General features: G+C 62.7%; 15 protein-coding genes and 4 tRNA genes. 9 read left to right on the forward strand and 10 right to left on the reverse strand.

Translation table 11 applies throughout. The features are described 5' to 3' along the window. Nucleotides 1-78 precede the first annotated feature (78 nt). Nucleotides 79-172, forward strand: a tRNA-Sec gene (locus GGQ74_RS05525). 244 nt (nt 173-416) lie between these two features. Beyond that, nucleotides 417-635: a translation initiation factor IF-1 gene (gene infA, locus GGQ74_RS05530; protein ID WP_167940509.1), complete on the forward strand. Its 219-nt coding sequence runs from the start codon at nt 417-419 to the stop codon at nt 633-635. A 158-nt stretch (nt 636-793) separates the two neighbouring features. Here the strand turns inward: infA and GGQ74_RS05535 are convergent, their stop codons facing one another. The 9 genes from GGQ74_RS05535 to dksA form a co-directional block, all read right to left on the reverse strand. Beyond that, nucleotides 794-1,159, reverse strand: coding sequence for a bL17 family ribosomal protein (locus tag GGQ74_RS05535; protein ID WP_167940510.1), 366 nt, complete (start codon nt 1,157-1,159; stop codon nt 794-796). A gap of 710 nt (nt 1,160-1,869) precedes the next feature. Beyond that, nucleotides 1,870-3,267 carry an argininosuccinate lyase gene (argH, locus tag GGQ74_RS05540; RefSeq protein ID WP_167940511.1) on the reverse strand — a complete coding sequence of 466 codons (1,398 nt, stop codon included), beginning with the start codon at nt 3,265-3,267 and terminating at the stop codon, nt 1,870-1,872. Between the two features lie 9 nt (nt 3,268-3,276). Continuing rightward, on the reverse strand, nt 3,277-4,473 hold the full coding sequence (locus tag GGQ74_RS05545) for an argininosuccinate synthase (protein ID WP_167940512.1): 1,197 nt from the start codon (nt 4,471-4,473) through the stop codon (nt 3,277-3,279). Between the two features lie 20 nt (nt 4,474-4,493). Further along, nucleotides 4,494-5,396, reverse strand: coding sequence for an ornithine carbamoyltransferase (gene argF, locus GGQ74_RS05550; RefSeq protein ID WP_167940513.1), 903 nt, complete (start codon nt 5,394-5,396; stop codon nt 4,494-4,496). Between the two features lie 278 nt (nt 5,397-5,674). Continuing rightward, a complete protein-coding gene (gene ybeY / locus GGQ74_RS05555) occupies nt 5,675-6,139 on the reverse strand; it encodes an rRNA maturation RNase YbeY (protein WP_167940514.1) in 465 nt (154 codons plus the stop codon). Beyond that, the gene (locus tag GGQ74_RS05560) at nt 6,136-8,607 is read right to left on the reverse strand and encodes an HD family phosphohydrolase (protein ID WP_167940515.1); all 2,472 of its coding nucleotides are present in this window, start codon (nt 8,605-8,607) and stop codon (nt 6,136-6,138) included. The genes ybeY and GGQ74_RS05560 overlap by 4 nt, the downstream gene beginning before the upstream one ends. Further along, nucleotides 8,570-9,556, reverse strand: coding sequence for a PhoH family protein (locus tag GGQ74_RS05565; RefSeq protein ID WP_167940516.1), 987 nt, complete (start codon nt 9,554-9,556; stop codon nt 8,570-8,572). Before GGQ74_RS05565 ends, GGQ74_RS05560 begins: the two co-directional genes overlap by 38 nt. Before the next feature lie 89 nt (nt 9,557-9,645). Then, the gene (locus tag GGQ74_RS05570) at nt 9,646-11,175 is read right to left on the reverse strand and encodes an NFACT RNA binding domain-containing protein (RefSeq protein ID WP_167940517.1); all 1,530 of its coding nucleotides are present in this window, start codon (nt 11,173-11,175) and stop codon (nt 9,646-9,648) included. Between the two features lie 60 nt (nt 11,176-11,235). Beyond that, nucleotides 11,236-11,598: an RNA polymerase-binding protein DksA gene (gene dksA / locus GGQ74_RS05575; RefSeq protein WP_167940518.1), complete on the reverse strand. Its 363-nt coding sequence runs from the start codon at nt 11,596-11,598 to the stop codon at nt 11,236-11,238. Nucleotides 11,599-11,814: 216 nt separating this feature from the next. Here dksA and GGQ74_RS05580 point away from each other — a divergent pair, with 216 nt between their 5' ends. The 7 genes from GGQ74_RS05580 to GGQ74_RS05610 all read left to right on the forward strand — a co-directional run bounded on the left by GGQ74_RS05580 (nt 11,815) and on the right by GGQ74_RS05610 (nt 16,194). Continuing rightward, on the forward strand, nt 11,815-12,561 hold the full coding sequence (locus tag GGQ74_RS05580; RefSeq protein ID WP_167940519.1) for a Rossmann-like domain-containing protein: 747 nt from the start codon (nt 11,815-11,817) through the stop codon (nt 12,559-12,561). 92 nt (nt 12,562-12,653) lie between these two features. Further along, nucleotides 12,654-12,728 (forward strand) — tRNA-Gly (locus tag GGQ74_RS05585). 182 nt (nt 12,729-12,910) lie between these two features. Further along, nucleotides 12,911-12,985, forward strand: a tRNA-Cys gene (locus tag GGQ74_RS05590). Between the two features lie 7 nt (nt 12,986-12,992). Beyond that, a tRNA-Gly gene (locus tag GGQ74_RS05595) sits at nt 12,993-13,067 on the forward strand. A gap of 102 nt (nt 13,068-13,169) precedes the next feature. Further along, nucleotides 13,170-13,907, forward strand: a complete 738-nt coding sequence (locus GGQ74_RS05600; RefSeq protein ID WP_167940520.1) for a class I SAM-dependent methyltransferase — start codon at nt 13,170-13,172, stop codon at nt 13,905-13,907. 1 nt (nt 13,908) lies between these two features. After that, nucleotides 13,909-15,639, forward strand: coding sequence for a YcaO-like family protein (locus GGQ74_RS05605; protein WP_167940521.1), 1,731 nt, complete (start codon nt 13,909-13,911; stop codon nt 15,637-15,639). 237 nt (nt 15,640-15,876) lie between these two features. Then, on the forward strand, nt 15,877-16,194 hold the full coding sequence (locus GGQ74_RS05610) for a TusE/DsrC/DsvC family sulfur relay protein (RefSeq protein ID WP_167940522.1): 318 nt from the start codon (nt 15,877-15,879) through the stop codon (nt 16,192-16,194). 289 nt (nt 16,195-16,483) lie between these two features. Here GGQ74_RS05610 and GGQ74_RS05615 read toward each other — a convergent pair whose 3' ends face one another. Then, nucleotides 16,484-19,105, reverse strand: a complete 2,622-nt coding sequence (locus tag GGQ74_RS05615) for a tetratricopeptide repeat protein (protein ID WP_167940523.1) — start codon at nt 19,103-19,105, stop codon at nt 16,484-16,486. Between the last annotated feature and the right edge of the window lie 15 nt (nt 19,106-19,120).

The following is a 19,120-nucleotide window of genomic DNA, read 5'->3' on the forward strand; positions in this document are numbered from 1 at the left end:
ACACGCCGACGTAAACGTGGCACCCCTTCGGCCCTTGAATACCGGCCGCAAAACTGATACCTCACCACTTGCTTCCACGGAGGGACGTCTCATCCGGTGATGGGCGCGGGCTTCAAACCCGTAGGATCGTTGAGAAACGATTGGCAGGTTCGACTCCTGTGTCCCTCCGCCACTTTTCCCCGCAATTTTTATCCGCTTCTTGTAGCAATCCGGCATACCTGATATTTTCATTGGACCGCTCCCGCTAGCGCTGTGCGCAACCCCCTGCAAACACGACGCAACGGGGTCCGGAACTTGACGCGCGAGCGTCCATGATGTAGGCGCTTTCGGGCCATATCAGGCCGATTGACCATAAAAAGCCGAATCGAAGCCCGCCCACAGCGGCTGGCTCATGAATATCAAAACTCGGAGGTTCTATGCCCAAGGAAGATGCAATCGAAGTACAGGGCGTCGTCGAAGAAGCCCTGCCCAACGCCACTTTCCGCGTAAAGCTGGAAAACGGCCACGAGGTGCTCGCGCACATCTCCGGCAAAATGCGCAAGTTCCGCATCCGCGTGCTCCCCGGCGACAAGGTCACCGTCGAACTTTCTCCCTACGACCTCTCCCGCGGCCGCATCACCTTCCGCCCCCGCTAGAGCGCTTCGCTCACTTCGTCCGATTGGCCGGAGAAAGGGGGAAAGGCATCCTCACGCAGGACGCCTTTCCCCCTCTCTCCGGTTTTATCCATTTCCGACACACATCAAACGCCCCGCAGGCCACTGGCCCGCGGGGCGTTTTTTCGTTCACTCTTTGGCTACTTCACAATGGTAGGCAGTTCGACCATCGTCATCGTCGATGCGGAGCCGCTGCCGCCGATGGGATTGAGGCGAACGTAGGATCCGCCCTCCTCGCTGCAGCACGGGCCAATCGTGTCGAACAGACGCATCAGTATCCTGTTGTCGTTCAAGAACCTGTAGGCCTGCCGGCGCGACGCGTCACTGTTCTCCACCGCCAGCGAGACAAGCCGATCAACAACGAAACGCAAATGCGCCGCCTTTTCCTCGGTGGTACGAATCTTTCCATGCGTCATCAGCAGTTTCACCATGGGACGGTAGCCTGCGTATCTCGAAAGGAACTCTCTACCGATCCCGGGGCCAGACAATACATCCTTACGCTCCATGGGTACACTCCGATGTTGAGTTGAAAAACTCTTTCACCATGAAAGAAACCATAGAGCCTCAACATGCATTAATCAACACCCTTTTTATTTTGGCTATTTTATCCCGACCCGAAGCGAAAAAACGCTACTTCACCTTCTCTTGCACAAGTGCAATCCCCAGCGCCGCACCCCACCGTATCGTTCCCTGCCGCATGCAAGACGTAGGCTCCGCCGGCCAAGGGGCCGCTGGCCCCTTGGAACCCCGATTTGCGATGGGCCGCCTGCCCTCGGCAAAACGTACGGCTTTGCGCGACGCTCCCCCTAATTGGGATTCTCAAGGGCCCACGGCCCTTGAGCGGGTCCGGGCAGAGCCCGGCCGCCGGAGGCGACGCTTCGCGCAGCGGGCCAGCGCCGCACCCTACCGTATCGTTCCCTGCCGCATGCAAGACGCAGGCTCCGCCGGCCAAGGGGCCGCTGGCCCCCTGGACCCCCGACATGCGATGGGCCGTCTGCCCTTGGCAAACCGTACGGCTTAGCGCGACGAAACCCTAGTGAGGATTGTCAAGGGGGTCACCCCCTTGACCGGGTCCGGGCAGAGCCCGGCCGCCGGAGGCGACGCTCCGCGCAGCGGGTCTAGCTCGCTCTGCGTTGGCAACACATCGTGCAGAACGCAGGAAGGCCCCGGCTTTCGCCGGGGCCTTCCATCAATGCATTATGGCAATCCGCTGGTGCTAGTGCTCGGCGCGTTCGGCGTCGAGCCATGCGCGGATGGCGTCGATCTGTCTGGAGACGGAGCCGGGACCGGTTCCGCCAGTGGTTTCACGGCGGGCGACGGCGGTCTCGTAGGCGAGGGCCTCGTAGACGTCCTCGTCGATGAGTTCGGAGAACTGACGCAGTTCGTCGATGGTCAGGTCTTCGAGTCCACGTCCCTGCCGTTCGGCGAAGCCCACGGCTGCACCGGTGACGTGGTGCGCCTCGCGGAAGGGCATGCCCTTGGACGCGAGGTAGTCGGCCAGTTCCGTAGCGTTAAGGAACCCGCGAGCGCAGGCGGCACGCATGCGTTCGACGTCGAAGCCGAGGGCGTCCATCATGTCGGCCATGATGGCCACGGACGCACGCACGGTGCGATCGGCGTCAAAGAAGGGTTCCTTGTCCTCCTGCATGTCGCGGTTGTAGGCCAGCGGCAGGCCCTTGATCAGGGTCATCAGGGTGGTCAGGGAACCGTAGACTCGTCCGGTCTTACCGCGCATCAGCTCAGCCACGTCCGGGTTCTTCTTCTGGGGCATGATGCTCGAACCAGTGGCGAACGCGTCGGGGAGCTTCACGAAACCGAAGGCCGGATTGGACCAGATGATGATCTCCTCGCACAGCCGGGAAAGGTGCGCCATAACCATGGAACCGGTGAACACGGCCTCGATGACGAAGTCGCGGTCGGACACGGCGTCCATGGAGTTGGCGAACACGCCGCCCATGCCCAGCTCCTCGGCCACGGCGGCCGGGTTGAAGGGATAGGTGGTTCCAGCCAGCGCAGCGGCACCAAGCGGCGAAACGGCCGAACGGCGCGCGCAGTCCGCGGCACGGTCGCTGTCACGCATGAACATGCAGGCATAGGCCAACAGGTGATGCGCAAGGCTCACGGGCTGTGCGGGCTGCATGTGCGTGCAACCGGGCAGAATGGTGGCTCGGTGCTCGTCGGCCTTGCGCTGCAGGGACTCGACGAGGTGCGCCAGCAGGCCGCGCCACTCGTTCAGACGACGGGTGACGTGCAGTCTGAAGTCGAGGGCAACCTGATCGTTGCGGCTACGACCGGTGTGCAGCTTTCCGCCCAGCGGACCGATGATCTCGGTCAGACGGGCCTCGATGTTCATGTGCACGTCTTCGAGCTCGCGCTTCCACTGGAAGCTGCCGTTCTCGATCTCCTCGCGCACCTGTTCGAGTCCTGCGACGATGGCGGCGGCCTCGGCGTCGGTGAGGACGCCGCACCCGGCCATCATGTGCGCATGCGCGATGGAGCCGCGAATGTCCTCTGCGTGGAGGGCGCGGTCATAGTGCTCAGAAGCGGTGTATTCCTCGACGGAACCCGCCGTGCGCGCGGCGAACCTGCCGCCCCACATCTTGGTTTCGGCCATGATCCGCTCCTAGCGCTTGGCGAAGCCGCGCAGACGCAGGCCCTGAAGCCTGATGAAGCCGGCGGCGTCGGCCTGATTGTAGACTTCGTCCTCCTCGAAGGTGGCCAGAGCCGAATCGTAGAGGGAGAAGGGGGAACGGCGACCAAGGGGAATGACCTGTCCCTTGTAGAGCTTGATGCGCACGGTGCCGGTGACGTGCTCCTGAGACTTATCGATGAAGGCCTGAATGGCCTCGCGCTCGGGGGCGTACCAGAAGCCGTTGTAGATCATGCCCGCGTAGCGGGGGATCAGGGAATCGCGCAGGGACATCAGCTCGCGGTCCATGGTGATGCCTTCGAGGTCGCGATGGGCGGCAAAGAGAATGGCACCGCCGGGGGTCTCGTACACGCCACGGGACTTCATGCCCACGAAGCGGTTCTCGACCATGTCCACGCGGCCAATGCCGTGCTTGCCGCCAAGCTCGTTGAGCTTGAGCATGATGCCTGCGGGGGTGAGCTTCTCGCCATTGATGGCGACGGCGTCACCCTTTTCGAAGTCGATGGTGATGATCTCGGCGGCGTCGGGAGCCTGCTCCACGGGCACGCACATGGCGTAGGACTGGGGACCGGGCTCGTTCCACGGCTCCTCAAGCTCGCCGCCCTCGAAGCTGCAATGCAGAAGGTTGCGGTCACAGCTATAGGGCTTGGCATGGCTCATGGGAGTCTGAATGCCGTGGGACTTAGCAAAATTGATGCAGTCGGTGCGGGACTTGAGGTCCCACTCGCGCCAGGGGGCGATGGTACGCAGACCGGGGGCGAGAGCGGTCACGGACAGCTCGAAGCGCACCTGATCGTTGCCCTTGCCGGTGGCGCCATGGGCCACGGCCTGCGCGCCCTCGGCCACAGCGATATCCACGAGGCGCTTGGCGATGAGCGGACGGGCTATGGAGGTGCCGAGCATGTAGCGGCCCTCGTAGATGGCACCAGCGCGGAACATGGGGAAGATGAAATCGCGGGCGAACTCTTCCTGCAGGTCCTCGACGTAGGCCTTGACGGCTCCGGTGGAGAGGGCCTTCTCCTCGATGCCGTCAAGTTCCTCGCCCTGACCGAGGTCGGCGGTGAGGGTCACGACCTCACAGTCGTAGGTTTCCTTGATCCATGCAAGGATGACCGAGGTGTCGAGGCCACCGGAGTAGGCCAGGACGACTTTCTTGATGTCTTTGCTCATTGGTTCCTCTGATTAAAATGCTAGGCGGTGAAAACCCATTCGAGGATGGCCTTCTGCATGTGCAGACGGTTCTCGGCCTGATCGAAGATGATCGACTGCGGCCCCTCGAGGACGGACTCGGAAACCTCCTCGCCCCTGTGGGCGGGCAGGCAGTGCAGGAACTTGGCGTCTGGCGCGGCGAGCGCCATCAGCTCGTCGTTCACCTGAAAATCGGCGAAGGCCTTTTCGCGCTTCTTCTGCTCCTGCTCCTGTCCCATGGAGGCCCACACGTCCGTATTGACGTAGTGCGCGCCCCGGCAGGCCTCGCGCGGGTCACGGGTGACGCTGACGCGTGCGCCCAGACGCCGTGCGTTGTCGAGGATGGCCGGGTCGGGATCGTATCCTTCGGGCGCGGCGATAACCAGCTCGAAGGGAAAATGCACGGCCGCATTCATGTATGAATGGGCCATGTTGTTGCCGTCGCCCACCCAGGCCACCTTGAGGCCTTCAAAGTCCGGGGTGCGCTCGTACATGGAGAGCATGTCGCTCATGACCTGACAGGGGTGGAACTCGTTGGTCAACGCGTTGACCACGGGAACACTGCCCCACTTCACCAGTTCATCAAGCTTTTCCTGCCCGAATGTGCGCACAACCAGTCCAACGCAGTAGCGAGACAGGACGCGCGCGGTATCGCGCAGGGGTTCGTTGCGGCCAAGCTGGGATTCCGCAGGGGTCATGAGGAGCGGAGTTCCGCCCAGATGTCGGATTCCCACCTCGAAGCTGACTCGCGTACGAGTCGAGGCCTTTTCGAAGATCATGACCACGGTCTTACCCGCCAGCAGGTCGCTGCGGTAGTCCGTACGCTTCATTTCGTGCGCACGGCGCACGAGGGCATGGGCCTCATTCCGATCGAGATCGAGAATGCTCAGAAAACTCTTGGGCATGGCGTTCCCCTGTCAGATAATCGGTTCCATTCAGTGCCAGACAAAGAAGAAACGGTCATTTAACGCCGAACACGAACCATTGTAAAGTGCGACAAGGGGGAATCGGCCCACGGCGCGGACTGGCGGACCAAGGGATTACGCCGTCCCGTTTGCGCCACACCGGTGCCAACGCCCCCAGCCCCCCCCCCACAGCCACGCCCTGCCCCACTTCACGAAAAAGCGGCACCGACGGGATGCCCCGCCGGTGCCGCTCCATGTTGCGATCATGCGCTTCGCGTTCAGTCGTCGTCAGCGTCGAGGGACATGGCCACGGCGTCAACGGCGGCCTCGGTCAGCGCCTCCATCTCCTCACCATGGGGATAGCCCGCCAGATGCAGGAAGGCATGCGCCAGAAGCCGCGCCAGATGCTCCACACCAATCTGCCCATACAGCACGGCCTCGCGGGCCAGCGTATCCGCGGAAAGCACCACCTGACCGATGTAGTTCGGGCGCTCGGGGTCCTCGTCCGGGAAGGACAGCACGTTGGTGGGACCGGTGCGTCCCTTGAAGTCGTGATGGTAGTGCGCCATGTTGGCGTCGTCGACCACGATGATCTCCACCTCCGCCTCGGGCATGCCGAGCACGGCAAGCACGAGGCGCACCACGGGCAGAAGCCCGCGCGGAGAAAGCGGCAACGTGGGATTCAGCGCCGCGTGAGTATCAAGGACTATGCGTCCCTGCTCGAAGAGTTCTTCGGCGATCATGCTCCGCCTGCCCTCGTCTTGTTGAATTTGAGTTGCGTTGTCGCATCGCCGTCACGGCCGGGCGTCATATGGCCGGACATATCCACCACGCGCTCACAATCGCCAGAGCGTTCGGAGCGTTCCGTGCGGGGGCGCTCCTCCTCGCGTTCGCGAGGGGCGGCCTCGGCGGGCGCGGCATCGGCGCGGGGAGCCTGACCGTCTATGCGCGGCTGCGCTCCGGCCGGGTACTCGATGCGCTGATGGAAGATACCCGTCAGGATGCGGTGGAATATCTCGCTGATGCGATGCAGATCCTTCAGCGTGAGTTCGGACTCGTCAAGCTGCCCATCGGAGAAGATGCGCTTGATGACCGACTCGATATGGCCCTTGATGCGCGACGGCGTGGGATCGGTCAGCGTGCGGCTAGACGCCTCAATGGCGTCGGCCAGCAGGATGAGACCGGCCTCCTTGGTCTGCGGCTTGGGACCGGGATAGCGGAATTCCTCCTCGCGCACGTCCTCCTCGCCACGGGCCTCGGCCTGTTCCTTGGCCTTGTGGTAGAAGAAGGAAATGAGCGTGGTGCCGTGATGCTGCTGGATGATGTCCGCGATCTCGACGCCGAGCTTGTGCGCGTGCGCCAGCTCCACGCCCTTCTTGACGTGGGAGATGAGAATGAGCGCGCTCATGGAGGGCGTCAGCTTGTCGTGCTTGTTCTTCTCGCGGGCAAGCTGATTCTCGATGAAGTACTGCGGCTTGGTGATCTTTCCGATGTCGTGGTACAGCGCCGCGACCTTGGCCAGCAACGGATTCGCGCCAATGGCCCGAGCACCGGCCTCCACCATGTTCGAAACGACGAGGGAATGATGATACGTGCCCGGAGCGGCGACCATGAGTTCCTGCAGAAGCGGCTGTTCGAGATTCATCAGCTCCATGAGCTTGAAGCGCGACGTGTAGCCGATGAGGAACTCCACGATGGGCGACAGGGCCAGCACCAAAAGCAACGAGACAACGCCACCGGCCAGCACATAGACCGCGCCCATGGCCATGGCGGGCAGGCCCCGCAACTCCACAATAGCCACGCCGGACCACGCCATGAACAGCCCGCCAAGCAGCGGCAGCACACTGCGCAACAGCTCGTAGCGCGTGTGCGTCTGCTTGATGAGGAAGGTCTGGAACATGCCCCCGGCGAAATAGAACACGAACAGGGGCAGTCCGCCCCCGAACATCCACGTGCACATGAAGGCCAGAATGAGCGAGACGTAGAAGCACAGCGCATAGGGGAAGAACAGCGCCAGCACGCCCGTGGCCCCGGCCAGCGGCAGAGCGTAGGGCAACAGGTCGCGCGTCCACGCCCCGGCGGAGAAGGCCAGCGGCCCCTCGAACAGCGAAAGGAACTTCGCCAGACAGCCGAACAGCAGCACAACCATCGCCACAAGCGCGAGATCACGTCCGCGAAGCGCCGTGCACAGCCCGGAACGGGTGGACATCACCAGCCCCATCACCAGCACGGAAGCCAGCACGAAAATGCCTATTGCGCGTCCGAAACCATAGGTTTCCGCAACCGAGGAGGCCATGGCCTTGAGCTTCAAATGCTGTTCCTCGCTCACGGCCTCGCCCTGTCGGACGATGACCTCACCTTCGCGCACATGGAAATACACCGGTTCGATGGTCTCCATGACGCTACGCTTGCGGACCGCGGTTTCCTGCGGATCGAGGGCGAGGCTCGGGCCGACCAGCGGACCGATAAGGGTCCAGATGTCGCGCCGAACCACGAGCGACTTCTTGAGTTCCGTCTTGAGGAACGCGGCGAGGTCGCGGCGCAGGCGCGCGAGGTCGGCGATTTCGGCGGGATCGGTGCGCAGGGTCTCCATGCCACCAGCGGCGTCACGGACCATGATGCCGGAATCGTAGCGCGACAGGGCGGCGGATTCCGCCACCACGCCGCGTTCGAGGTACTTCTTCATCCACGGCAAAACGCGCCCGAGGACGAGGTTTTGGAAGTCCTCGTGCCGCCAGCGCTGGAAGGCCGTGGTGCCGATTTCGGCGTTGAGGTCCTCGGCGATGCGCCAGCGCACGTCCTCCAGCTCGGCGGCCGGGGAACTGTTGAGCGTCTCGAAAACGCGATAAACGCCCTTTTCGAGCGTCTCATATCCGTCGAGGGTGAGGTCGAAGACGACGGGCTGGGCGGCGGAGGCCTGCCGACGCTTGGCGCGAGTGGCCTCCGCGTTCTCCACGAGGAATTCCCGGTCGGCCACGACATCGCGATCGGCGATCTCGCCGACGAGATACAGGCGCGGCCCGGAGGTCGCGTCCACGGCGGCAAGCCCGCTCAACACGAGCAGCACGAGCAGCAATGCAAGCAGGGCCAGCGTCGAACCGGCAACGGCAAGGCGCGGCAGGACCGAGCGCTCCCCCGAAGAGGAAGCGACCTTGCCCACCGCGGGGCGCTGGCTAGCTTTTTTCTTTCTTAGACTGATAATGGCGTTCATAGGCCTGTACTATCCTTCCCACGAGGGGATGACGGATGACGTCGCCTTCGTTGAAGCGGACGAAGGAAATTCCCTCCACATCGGCGAGGCAGCGGGCAGCATTGACCAGACCGGACTCGATTCCGCCCGGAAGGTCAATCTGGGTCACGTCGCCGGTGACCACGGCGCGCGAGCCGAAGCCCAGCCGGGTCAGGAACATCTTCATCTGTTCGGGGGTAGTGTTCTGCGCCTCGTCAAGGATGATGAAGGCGTCGTTGAGGGTGCGTCCGCGCATGAAGGCGAGCGGGGCTATCTCGATGATGCCCTCCTCGATCATTTCCTGCACCTTGCCGTAGTCGAGCAGGTCGTGCAGGGCGTCGTAGAGCGGACGCAGATAGGGATTGATCTTCTCGACCAGATCGCCGGGCAGGAAGCCAAGCTTCTCGCCAGCCTCCACGGCCGGACGCGTGAGGACGATGCGCTTGGTTTCCCGGCGCAGGTAGCTACTCACGGCCATGGCCACGGCAAGATACGTCTTGCCCGTGCCAGCGGGGCCGATGCCGAAGATGAGGTCACGCTCGCGAATGGCCTGCAGATAGTCGCGCTGGTTCAGAGTGCGCGGGCTTATGCGCTTTCGCGGGGTGACGGCGAAGACCTCGTTCTCGAAGACGTCGCGCAGTTGTGCCGAGGGCTTGCGATCCAGAATCCCGAGGGCGCAGTCCACGTCGCGCGGGAAGAGCTTGTGCCCCGCGCGCAGGTGATCGTAGAGTTGGATGAGCGCATTGGCCGCGAAGCTCACGCTCTGGGCGTCCTCTCCACGCAGCATCACGCGGGTCCCTCGCGATTCCACACGCACGCCGCTCTTGGCGGCCACGGCCGCGAGATTGGCGTCCTGCGCGCCGAATAGTTCGCGCGCAAGCACGGGATCTTCGAATTCGAGAACCTTCTCGACGCTTTTATCCTTCGGCATGAAGTCCTATCTTTACAAATGTTTGGAACACAAGACCGCGCCACGTTACCCTTTTTGCCTCCGCACGTCCAATTCGAACGCGGGCACGATCACGCGAGGGTCAGACGCTCCTGCACCTGCGGATCAAGGTCCACGAGGATCGTCTCGATAACGCGGTCCACGGCCACCTGCCCGAGCGCAAGGCCCTTGCTCTTGCGGACGTGCTTGACCAGCGCGCACATCACCTCGGCCCTCGGGGCACCAGTGTAGTGACTCTTCAGTCCGGCCAGCACGGCGGCCTCGATAATGCTCGAACGGGGCACGGGCTGCTCAGGATAGTCGCGCTTGAGCACGACATGCGACCCCGGCCCGCCTGCGGCATGGAACCACAGGTCGAAGGGGCTGGCGAGCCGCGAAAGCAGCTCGTGGTTGCCCTTGGCGCTTCGCCCACGGTACGCGGTGAAACCGTCCGATGTGCGAAACACGCCCACCTGCACGCCCTGCGGCCGGGTGCGCTCCTGCTGTCGCTCGCGACGCGGACGCTCCACGACCGCTACGGGAAGCGGCAGCGCCGCGCCAGAATCCAGCGCGTCAAGCTCCGCCTGCAACGCCTCGCGCCGGGTTGCAGCAAAGGCTAGTCCGCGCCGCCCCTTGGCCGCAAGATGGAACAGACGTTCCATGTTCGCGCAGAGGGAGAGGCGTGGATCAAGGTCGATGCGGCGCTCGTTCCCTTCGAAGTCGGGCAGGTCCACGTAGGGCCGTTTCGCGCTCTTGTCAAACGTGTACATCCACGCACGCAAGAGCTCGCCATCCCCGCCGCAGGCCACGAATCGCCGCATGCGCGACTCCTCCTCCGCCAGCTTGTCCAGCGAACGAGAGAGCTTGCGGCGCTGTGCGCGGAGGCGTTCGTTGTCCGCCGCGACGGCCAGTCTGGCCAGTTCGGGATAGAGTTCGGTGCTGCCAAGAAGTTGCGCCGCCGCGAGTGCGGACTCGAAGACATGCTCCGTGCGCCCGGCGTGGAGTTCCGGCGGCAACCGCCACGGCAAGGCCTCGCCGCCGCGCGGCGTTTCGCCTGCGGACATGTAGACGAAGAAATGTGAGCAACCGCCGCGCTCCAGCGCGCCAAGCACGGCCTGCGCCCGAGCGGGCGGCATGGTCATGAGCGTGCGGCGCAGGGCCGGGGATATCTGCGGATGCGTCCGCCAGACCTGCGCGTCGTCCAGCACCTGCCCGGCGTCGGGCCATGGTGCCTCGTCGCCGAAGCCCGAGGGGAGTTCATCGACGAGTTGCGGCTCGGCAGCCATGTCGAGAAGCAGGTACGCGCCCTCGCCGGGAGTCAGCGCCCACGCGATGCGCCGCCCCTGCCAATCCGCGAACGGATCGAGCAGTCGGCGTCCTTCGAGGCGCTTGCGCAGCCACATGCACGCATTGGTGGGCACGGCCGGATTGGCGGGTTTTTCGTCGGCCAGAAAGACCAGCCCTCCCTTGCGGGACGACCTGACGACAAGATAAGTCCCCGCGTCGGAGTGGACCTTGAAGGACCATACGCCCGGCGCGGGGTTGAAGATACGTTCGATGCGTTCGCCAGCGAGGGTGGAACCCAGCTCGCGGGCGAGGCAACGGAAAAAATTTGCTTCCATGGTGTCGTGCGCGCGGCAGCCCAGTCACCGCGCGCGGCGGCGAGGGCTTCCCCGAAAGGACTAGTCCCCGCGCACCTGTTCCTCTTCTTCCTGACGGCTCTTGCAGTGGATGCACAGCGTCGTCACGGGCCTCGCCTTGAGGCGAGCTACGCCGATTTCCTCGCCGCAGCTTTCGCACTCGCCGAACGTGCCGTTATCGATGCGCTGAAGTGCCGCCTGAATTTTCTTGATGAGTTTTCGTTCACGGTCCCGCAGACGCAGCGTGAACGAGCGATCGGACTCCGCGGTGGCCCTGTCGGCAGGGTCCGCATAGGATTCCGGACTGTCCGTCATGTCCTCGATGGTTTCCTCACCCTTGCGCAGTATATCGTCAAGCATCTGGTTCAGACGGGTGCGGAACATCTCGATGTCTTTCTGATCCATGGTCATCCCTCCGGGCTAGGCTTTCCACAGGATGTTCCGTGGCGGAACGTGCGGGATTGAAGAGGAGTCCATATAACAGGTCGTGAACAAAAGTAAAGAGCCGGACGCGTACAAGACGCTCCACCGCTGTGCGCACGCGTTGCGCACTTGCCAAAAGCGGTTTGCAAACGTATGTCCGCACTTGTGATATTACGTCCTGTCACGGAGAACGCAAGTATGCATGACATTATTCTTTCCCGCATCCTCGCCGACGCATCGCGCGAACTCGACGGACCGGTGACGCAAACCGTCATCGGCGGGCACATGGTGGGCGTGGCCGGAGGCCGGGCTGGCATTGCCACCCGCATCGGCAGCGATCACGGTCGCCAGCCGGAACCCACTTCCGCATCGCTACCCGCGACCCTTCTCGAACTCGCCGAACGCATCCTCGCCCCTGCTGACGACGCGGCGCATCCGCAGGCCCGCGCACTCGCTCTGGCCGCCATCAACGCGCTCACCCCGCCGCCGCAGGAAGCCAGCGAACTGCCCGGCCAGCAACTCATCGCCGAGCATGGCGGCGGCAAACATGTCGTAGTGGTCGGTCACTTTCCATTCGTGGAGCGCATGGACCGCGAGGGCAAGGTCTTCGCCTCCCTCGCCGTGCTAGAGCTCGCCCCGCGCCCCGGAGACCTTCCGGCGGACAAGGCGGCGGGCGTCCTGCCGCAGGCCGACTTCGTGGCCATCACCGGCACGACGCTCCTCAACGGCTCGCTCGGTGGACTGCTTGCCCTATGCAGGCCGGACGCCCACGTGATGCTCCTCGGCCCGAGCGTCCCCTTCTCCCCTTCTTTATTTGATATGGGCGTCAGGACTCTCGCCGGGGCGGTGGTGGACGATACGCAACACGCATTCGCGGACATCGCCGCCGGACGCCCCTTCAAGGCCGTACGGGGGACAAGGAGCCTCGTCTGGACCAAGCCATGAAAAAGTTCATGATTTTGAAATTTGCGTGTTGACAGGACCTTCGAGTTCGCATAGACACCTTTTCACCGCAGCGACGGCGGCTCTTTCAAAGAGCGGGAGTAACTCAGTGGTAGAGTGCAACCTTGCCAAGGTTGAAGTCGCGGGTTCAAATCCCGTCTCCCGCTCCAATTTATGACTCCAACACCGGTTTTTCGGTGTTTATCCTGACCGACGGACCTTTCGCGCTTCTTGCGGAACCGTTTCCGAAAGGTTAGGTTCTACCGGGGTCGGGCGTTGTTTCGGATCGGAGCGCAATGACATTGACAGATGTCTTCACTCGGACTATACGCCTAACTCTTCGGTTTAACGAGGCGGCATAGCCAAGTGGTAAGGCAGAGGTCTGCAAAACCTCGATTCTCCGGTTCAAATCCGGATGCCGCCTCCAATAGTTTGCGGGAGTAACTCAGTGGTAGAGTGCAACCTTGCCAAGGTTGAAGTCGCGGGTTCAAATCCCGTCTCCCGCTCCACCGAACTCCAGCCGGCCTTTCAGGCCGGCTTTTTTTTTGCCCAAACGGCGCGGTCCCCACCAGCACCGGGAATGCGCCCCAGCCTGACCATCAGGAGGCCAGATGAGCACTCCCCTTCCCATTTCCCTCGACGCGCCCCTCGACGAACTGCTCGACTGTGCGCGAGAACGCTATCAGGTCCATTTCGAACCCTTCAGTGCGGGCCGCCATACGCTCGAACTGCTCCAGATATCGAACATGACCGAATATGTGGAGAAGATCTCGCAGGCGGATACGGACGACGACATCGACCTGCCCTTCTGGGCCAAGGTCTGGCCCGCCAGCATGATCCTGTCCCACTTCGTGTGCGTCCTGCCGCCGCGCCCCGATGCCGAAGTGCTCGAAATCGGTTGCGGCGTTGGCGTGTGCGGCCTGTTCGCCGCCGCGACCGGATTCCGTACCACGCTCACCGACACCAACCCCGACGCGCTGCTCTTCTCGCGCATCAACGCGCTGAAGAACGGTCTCGAAGACCGCGTGGACGTGCGTCAGGCGGATTTCGCGGCTGATCGCCTCGGCAAGCGCTTCGACTACATCGTCGGCTCCGAGGTGCTCTACATCGAGCGCCTGCACCGCGGACTGGTGAAATTCATGCTTGCCCACATCAAGCCCGTCCCCCACGCGGAAGTCATCTTCAGCAAGAACTTCTCCCGCAAATCCACTCGCTTCTTCAAGCTCGTCGACGAGGATTTCCTTTCCTCCGAGCGCACCGTGGGCTGCAAGGCCAGTCTGGACAACGGCGAGAGCGAGAAGTACCTGTGCACGATACATCGCTTCAAACCGCGCAAGCAGGTAGGATGACATGATCGAGATCAAGAGCTGTCCCAAGGCCTATTCGAAAGAGCAGGACAAGGCCTGCTCTCCGACGGAAACCGTGGCCCGCGTGCGCGAGCGCCTCACCAGCTTCGGCTCTGACATCCTCGCCGAAGCCCGCCGCATCGACACCGGCCGCCTCGGCATCCCCGTCTATATGAGCATCTGTGGCGATGCCGCCCGGCGCGTCATGCCCACCCGCAAGCAGATGGGCAAGGGCGCGTCCCCCATACAGGCCGAGGCCTCGGCCCTCATGGAACTCACCGAGCGCTACAGCTTCTTCACCTTCTGGGACGACGAGACCAATTTCGAGACGCTCACATGGTCCGAGGCCGAAGCGAAATGGCCCGGCCGTCTCATCCCCGTTTCCGAGATCATCAAATCCGCCGGTGACACCATCACCGAAGAGGACGCCGTGCGGGTGCTCGATCTGGTGCGCTGGCGCTTCTACCCCGCCACCAACGTCACCCTCGGCCGCGAGGAGTACGTTCCCCTCGACTGGTTCAAGAAGCTCAACGAATTCAATGGCTCTAGCGCGGGCAACACCTTCGAGGAATCCATTCTTCAGGGCGCGTCGGAACTGGTGGAGCGCCACGTCAGCGCAGTGACCGACCGCACGACGCCGACCATGCCAACCCTCGATCCCGACTCGTCGGACGATCCGGTGCTGGCCGAGTTGGTCCGCGCCTTCCGCGACAACGGCATCCGCTTCTGGCTGAAGGACATGACCCTCGGCATGCCCGCGCCCACCGTGGCCGCGCTGGCCTACGACCCCGCCACCTTCCCCGACACCAGCGAAATCGTCTACACGGCGGGCACCGCTGCATCTCCGGCCAAGGCCGCCATCCGCGCCCTGACCGAAGTGGCGCAGCTCGCGGGGGACTTCGAGACCGAGGCCAACTACGAGGCCTCCGGCCTGCCCAAGTACACCAGCCTCGACGCCATCTCGCACATCACCGACGGCAGCGTCGCTCCGCTTTCCTCGCTTCCGAGCATCACCGCTGGCGACATCGGCCGCGAACTGCACAACCTGACAGAAGGCCTCTCCGCGCAGGGCTACACGCTCTACAGCGTGTCCACCATGCATCCCACGCTGGGCATCCCCGCCAACTACAGCTTCGTTCCTGGCTTCCTATTCCGCGAACGCACGGAACACGCCTCGCTTGGGCTGTTCGTTGGCCGCATCCTCGCCGAGGAATCCCCGCTGGACGAAACGGCACAGGGCCTTGAGGTTCTCGAAGCCGTCTACCCCGGCGCGCACTTCCTGCCCTTCTTCCGCGCGCTGGCGAGCCTGCGCATGGGCGACACCGACGGCGCGGCACGCCTCTTCGCGGCCGCGGAACCCCTGCAACCCTGCGAGGACGACAAGGGGCTGGCGGCGTTCTATCAGGCCTACGCCCTGACCCAGTCCGGCGACTTCGCGGCTGCAGAGCCGCATCTGGATCGCGCCATTACCCACTGCCCCGAGGTGAAGGAATACTTCAACCTGCGCGGCGTCAGCCGCTTCAAGCGCAAGGACTTCGAGCACGCCATCGAGGACTTCCGCGCCGCGCTCGACCTCGACAGCGGTTCGGCCATGGACCTCGCGAACATGGGCATGTGCTACAAGAACCTCGGACGCAGGGACGAAGCCATACACTGCCTCGCCAACGCGCTCAAACTGGATCAGAGCCTCGACTTCGCCCGGGTGCATCTTGACGAGATTCTCGGGGACAGGTAAACAAGTGCCCAATGTCGTCAAGCCCGCAGGGAACAACCCATTTTGTGGCGGAAAGGCATTGACAAAATTCATATCGCAGACGTAGACTCCGCCGTGTCTTCAACACGAGAGTGTCGTCTTATTATATGGAGTTGAGCAGCGGAATGCTGCCTACTATAGGCGCACGCCCCACTGCCGTATGGCGGATTGGCGTGCAGGAACGGTTATCGTTCATAACCATCCTAAGGAGGACGAAACATGGCTACTGTTGATTACCAGGGCAAAGCCTTCGACATCGATGAAGACGGTTTCCTTCAGCGCTTCGAAGACTGGTCCCCCGAGTGGGTTGAGTACGTTAAGGAGTCCGAGGGCATCAAGGACCTCACCGAAGAACACCAGAAGGTGATCGACTTCCTGCAGGACTACTACAAGAAGAACGGCATTGCTCCGATGGTGCGCATCCTTTCCAAGGTGACCGGCTTCAAGCTGAAGCACATCTACGAGCTTTTCCCCTCCGGCCCCGGCAAGGGTGCCTGCAAAATGGCAGGCCTGCCCAAGCCCACCGGCTGCGTCTAAATCGACCTGTTCGATTTGGAATTTCAGGCGGGAGCGCAAGCTTCCGCCTTTTTTTTCGTCCCGCGACAGTAGCCGTCCTCCTGCCGCCGCATGATGCCCACCACCCTGCCGGGCATCCTGCGGCGGCTGCGTCTTTGAACACTCCATGGAAGCGCCCCACGCCACCACGGCGGCGGGGCATGCGGCTTCCCCTCCATTATCCGGGGCGACACGAAAAACGAACGCACGGACACAACCTCTGCCGTGACCGTGCGTGCCATGCGTCCCGCCCCCACCCGGGGGCGGACGCTCAGGCCTTTTCCGAGCGCTCGAACAATTCCGTCTTCTTTTTCTCGAACACGATGGCCGTACGAAGCGCGGCCAGCACCAGCGCCGCCACGGAGAGGATGATCACCAGTCCCTTCTGCAACGCCCAGCGCTGGGCATGAATGGCCTCGCGCAGCCATGTCATGTCGTAGGCCTCGGCGAAGTACACAGCCACGGGTATCGTCACCAGCGCCAGCCCAAGGCAGATGATCTCGATCCACATGAAGCCCTTGCCGAGGATCAGCGCGAAGAGTGTCGTATCCCGCACAATCTTGAGCGTCACCAGCCGGATGGCCAGCCGGTTGAGCTTATCCTCGACCTGTTCGAGAAATTCCGTGCTCTTGCGGAAATTGCGCGCCACCTGAAAATGCTGCTGACGTATCCAGTTGAGCTTCGTCACGCAGAAGTTGAAGTCCTTGTTGAACTCGCGCAACGCTCGCGGAAAGGGAAACCACGAGATTTCATCGTTGATCCGACGCAGACGATCGCGGAACTTCTGCCCCTCCCGCTCCAGATGCTTAACCTCGGTGGCGACCTTGGTCTTGAGCCGCCGGGCCAGCTGCATACGCCCGCGGATCATCTGGTTGAAGATCACGAAATTCTCCACGTCCGCCAGTTCGATGAGCTGCACGACCTGATGCTGCATCTCGCGGTTGAACTCGTTGGTCTTCCCGAACCAGTCCTCCAATTCCTCGCCGAGTTCCTTGAGCTTGACCACCGAATCCTTGGCCCCCTGCTGAGCCAGATTCCAACGCCCCCAGAGGTTGGAGAGTATCTGCATGTAGCCGCGCTCCACCTCGGGGTCGATGAGCAGACGGTTGAAGATATGCGGATCCTCATCCACGAGGTCGTCCACGAGGCCAACCACATGCTCGGAAAAGCCCATCTTGATCATGCACACGGCCTGCCGGTAGCGCAGTTCCGTCCAGCGCGGGCACAGCACCCCGGCCTCCTTGTAGAGGCCCATGGCCATGTCGTAGCGTCCCTGCACCTCAAGAGCGCGGGCCTGAAGAAACTTGTGGTAGGCGAAATGTAGCGGCGAATCGCCAAGCGGCTCGGCCTCCTTCCAGAAGGCCACAGCACGCTCAAACTCCCCGCGCTCAAGAGCGATGAAGCCCTGCAATCCGCGAAACTGGAAATCGCGCGGGTTGCGTAGCGCTCCTTCCTTGGCCAGCTTCTCGGCCTGCGAGACCTCTCCGGCAAGAAACGCGTTAAGTGCCCGCATCTGCATGGTGTTCTCGGGGGCCATGAGCTTTTCGATGCCCCTCGGCATCTCCTTGCCCATGCTGCGCCACACCAGCGGCAAAAGGCGCAACTGCGATGGCGCGTTGATCTCGAAAATAGCCCGTGTAATCAGCCCTGCCATGTCCTTACCACCAAGCAGATGCCGTAGGGCCTCCTCCGGAGCCTCCCCCAACTGCGCCCCGGCATGCGCCAGCGCGTCGTTCATTTCCTTGAGGCTCATGTGCGAGACGAGCTTCCAAACCTCCGGATCCAGCATGGCGATGGCGCGGCTCGGGCACTGGGCCTCGGCGTGGTTGCGCATGCCGCAGTAGAAGCAGTTGTGGGACTTTCCGGCCACCAAGCCCACAGGCATGGTCATGGCCAGCGCCCCGCCGATCTCCTCCTCGGCCCCGCCGGCCAGGTGCACGTAGCACCAGTCGGACAGGCGGCTACGCTCGAAGCTGTAGCTGACGTCCTTGATCTTGAACGGCTCGCCAAGCAAAAAGGCCGTGGAGTAGCTCATGTGCGGAAAATCCGGGACCATCTTGTCCCAGTCCAACCCCACCTTCTTCGGCAGTTCCTCGTTGAACTGGAAACCGGCCTTGTCCACAGCGGCCATGACGCTCGGCCAGTAGACGAGGTCCTCGTTCCCCTTCACCTTGCGCAGCAAAGTCAGAATTTCCAGACACCACTTGCGTAGCGAGGAATGGTTCTCAATGGCGAAGATCAGGAAATCGTCGTGAAGCAGATACTTGAACTTGAGGCGCTTGATGATGCCCTCAAGCTCACCGAAAAAGGCCCGCCAGCCCTCCATGTAGGCCTTGTCCAACGGATTGCCGAGCGGCTTGAGAATAAAGAACCACCCGAGGCTCGACGTGAAGCCCATGCGCGGGTCACCGTGCAGTTGCCGCCACGAGGCCGAGGCCAAGCCCGTGATGCTGCGTTCCAGCGCCTCCAGCCTGATGCCCGGTATGCCCTCCACCACGGTGCGCAGGTCCGGATGCACGAGCACCTGAAAATCGTCCGGCGGCATGGCCTGCTGCGCGTAAAGCTCCGAAGGGATTGACAGGGCCATCTCCAACTGGAATCCTACCTGCATCGACGTGGGCAGGACCTGTATGAAGACCGGCAAAACATTGAGGTTCGCCCACACCTGCAAGCGCGCCAACGCGGAAAAGACGTCCTTCGTGAAGAAGAACCACAGGGCCTGATTCGGCGAGGTGGATAGCTCCATGCCGCCGAAGTCGCGGAAGGTGGAAGGGATGGCGCTCGACAGCTCGCCAGACCACACCATCCACACCGCATAGCCCGGCGCGGACATGCGCGATTCGTGCAGGGACGGCTGATCCTTGAGCAGAAGCGAAAACTTGTACATTGCCACGTCGCAGAACCTCTA

This window comes from Desulfobaculum xiamenense (assembly GCF_011927665.1).
GTDB lineage: Bacteria > Desulfobacterota > Desulfovibrionia > Desulfovibrionales > Desulfovibrionaceae > Desulfobaculum > Desulfobaculum xiamenense.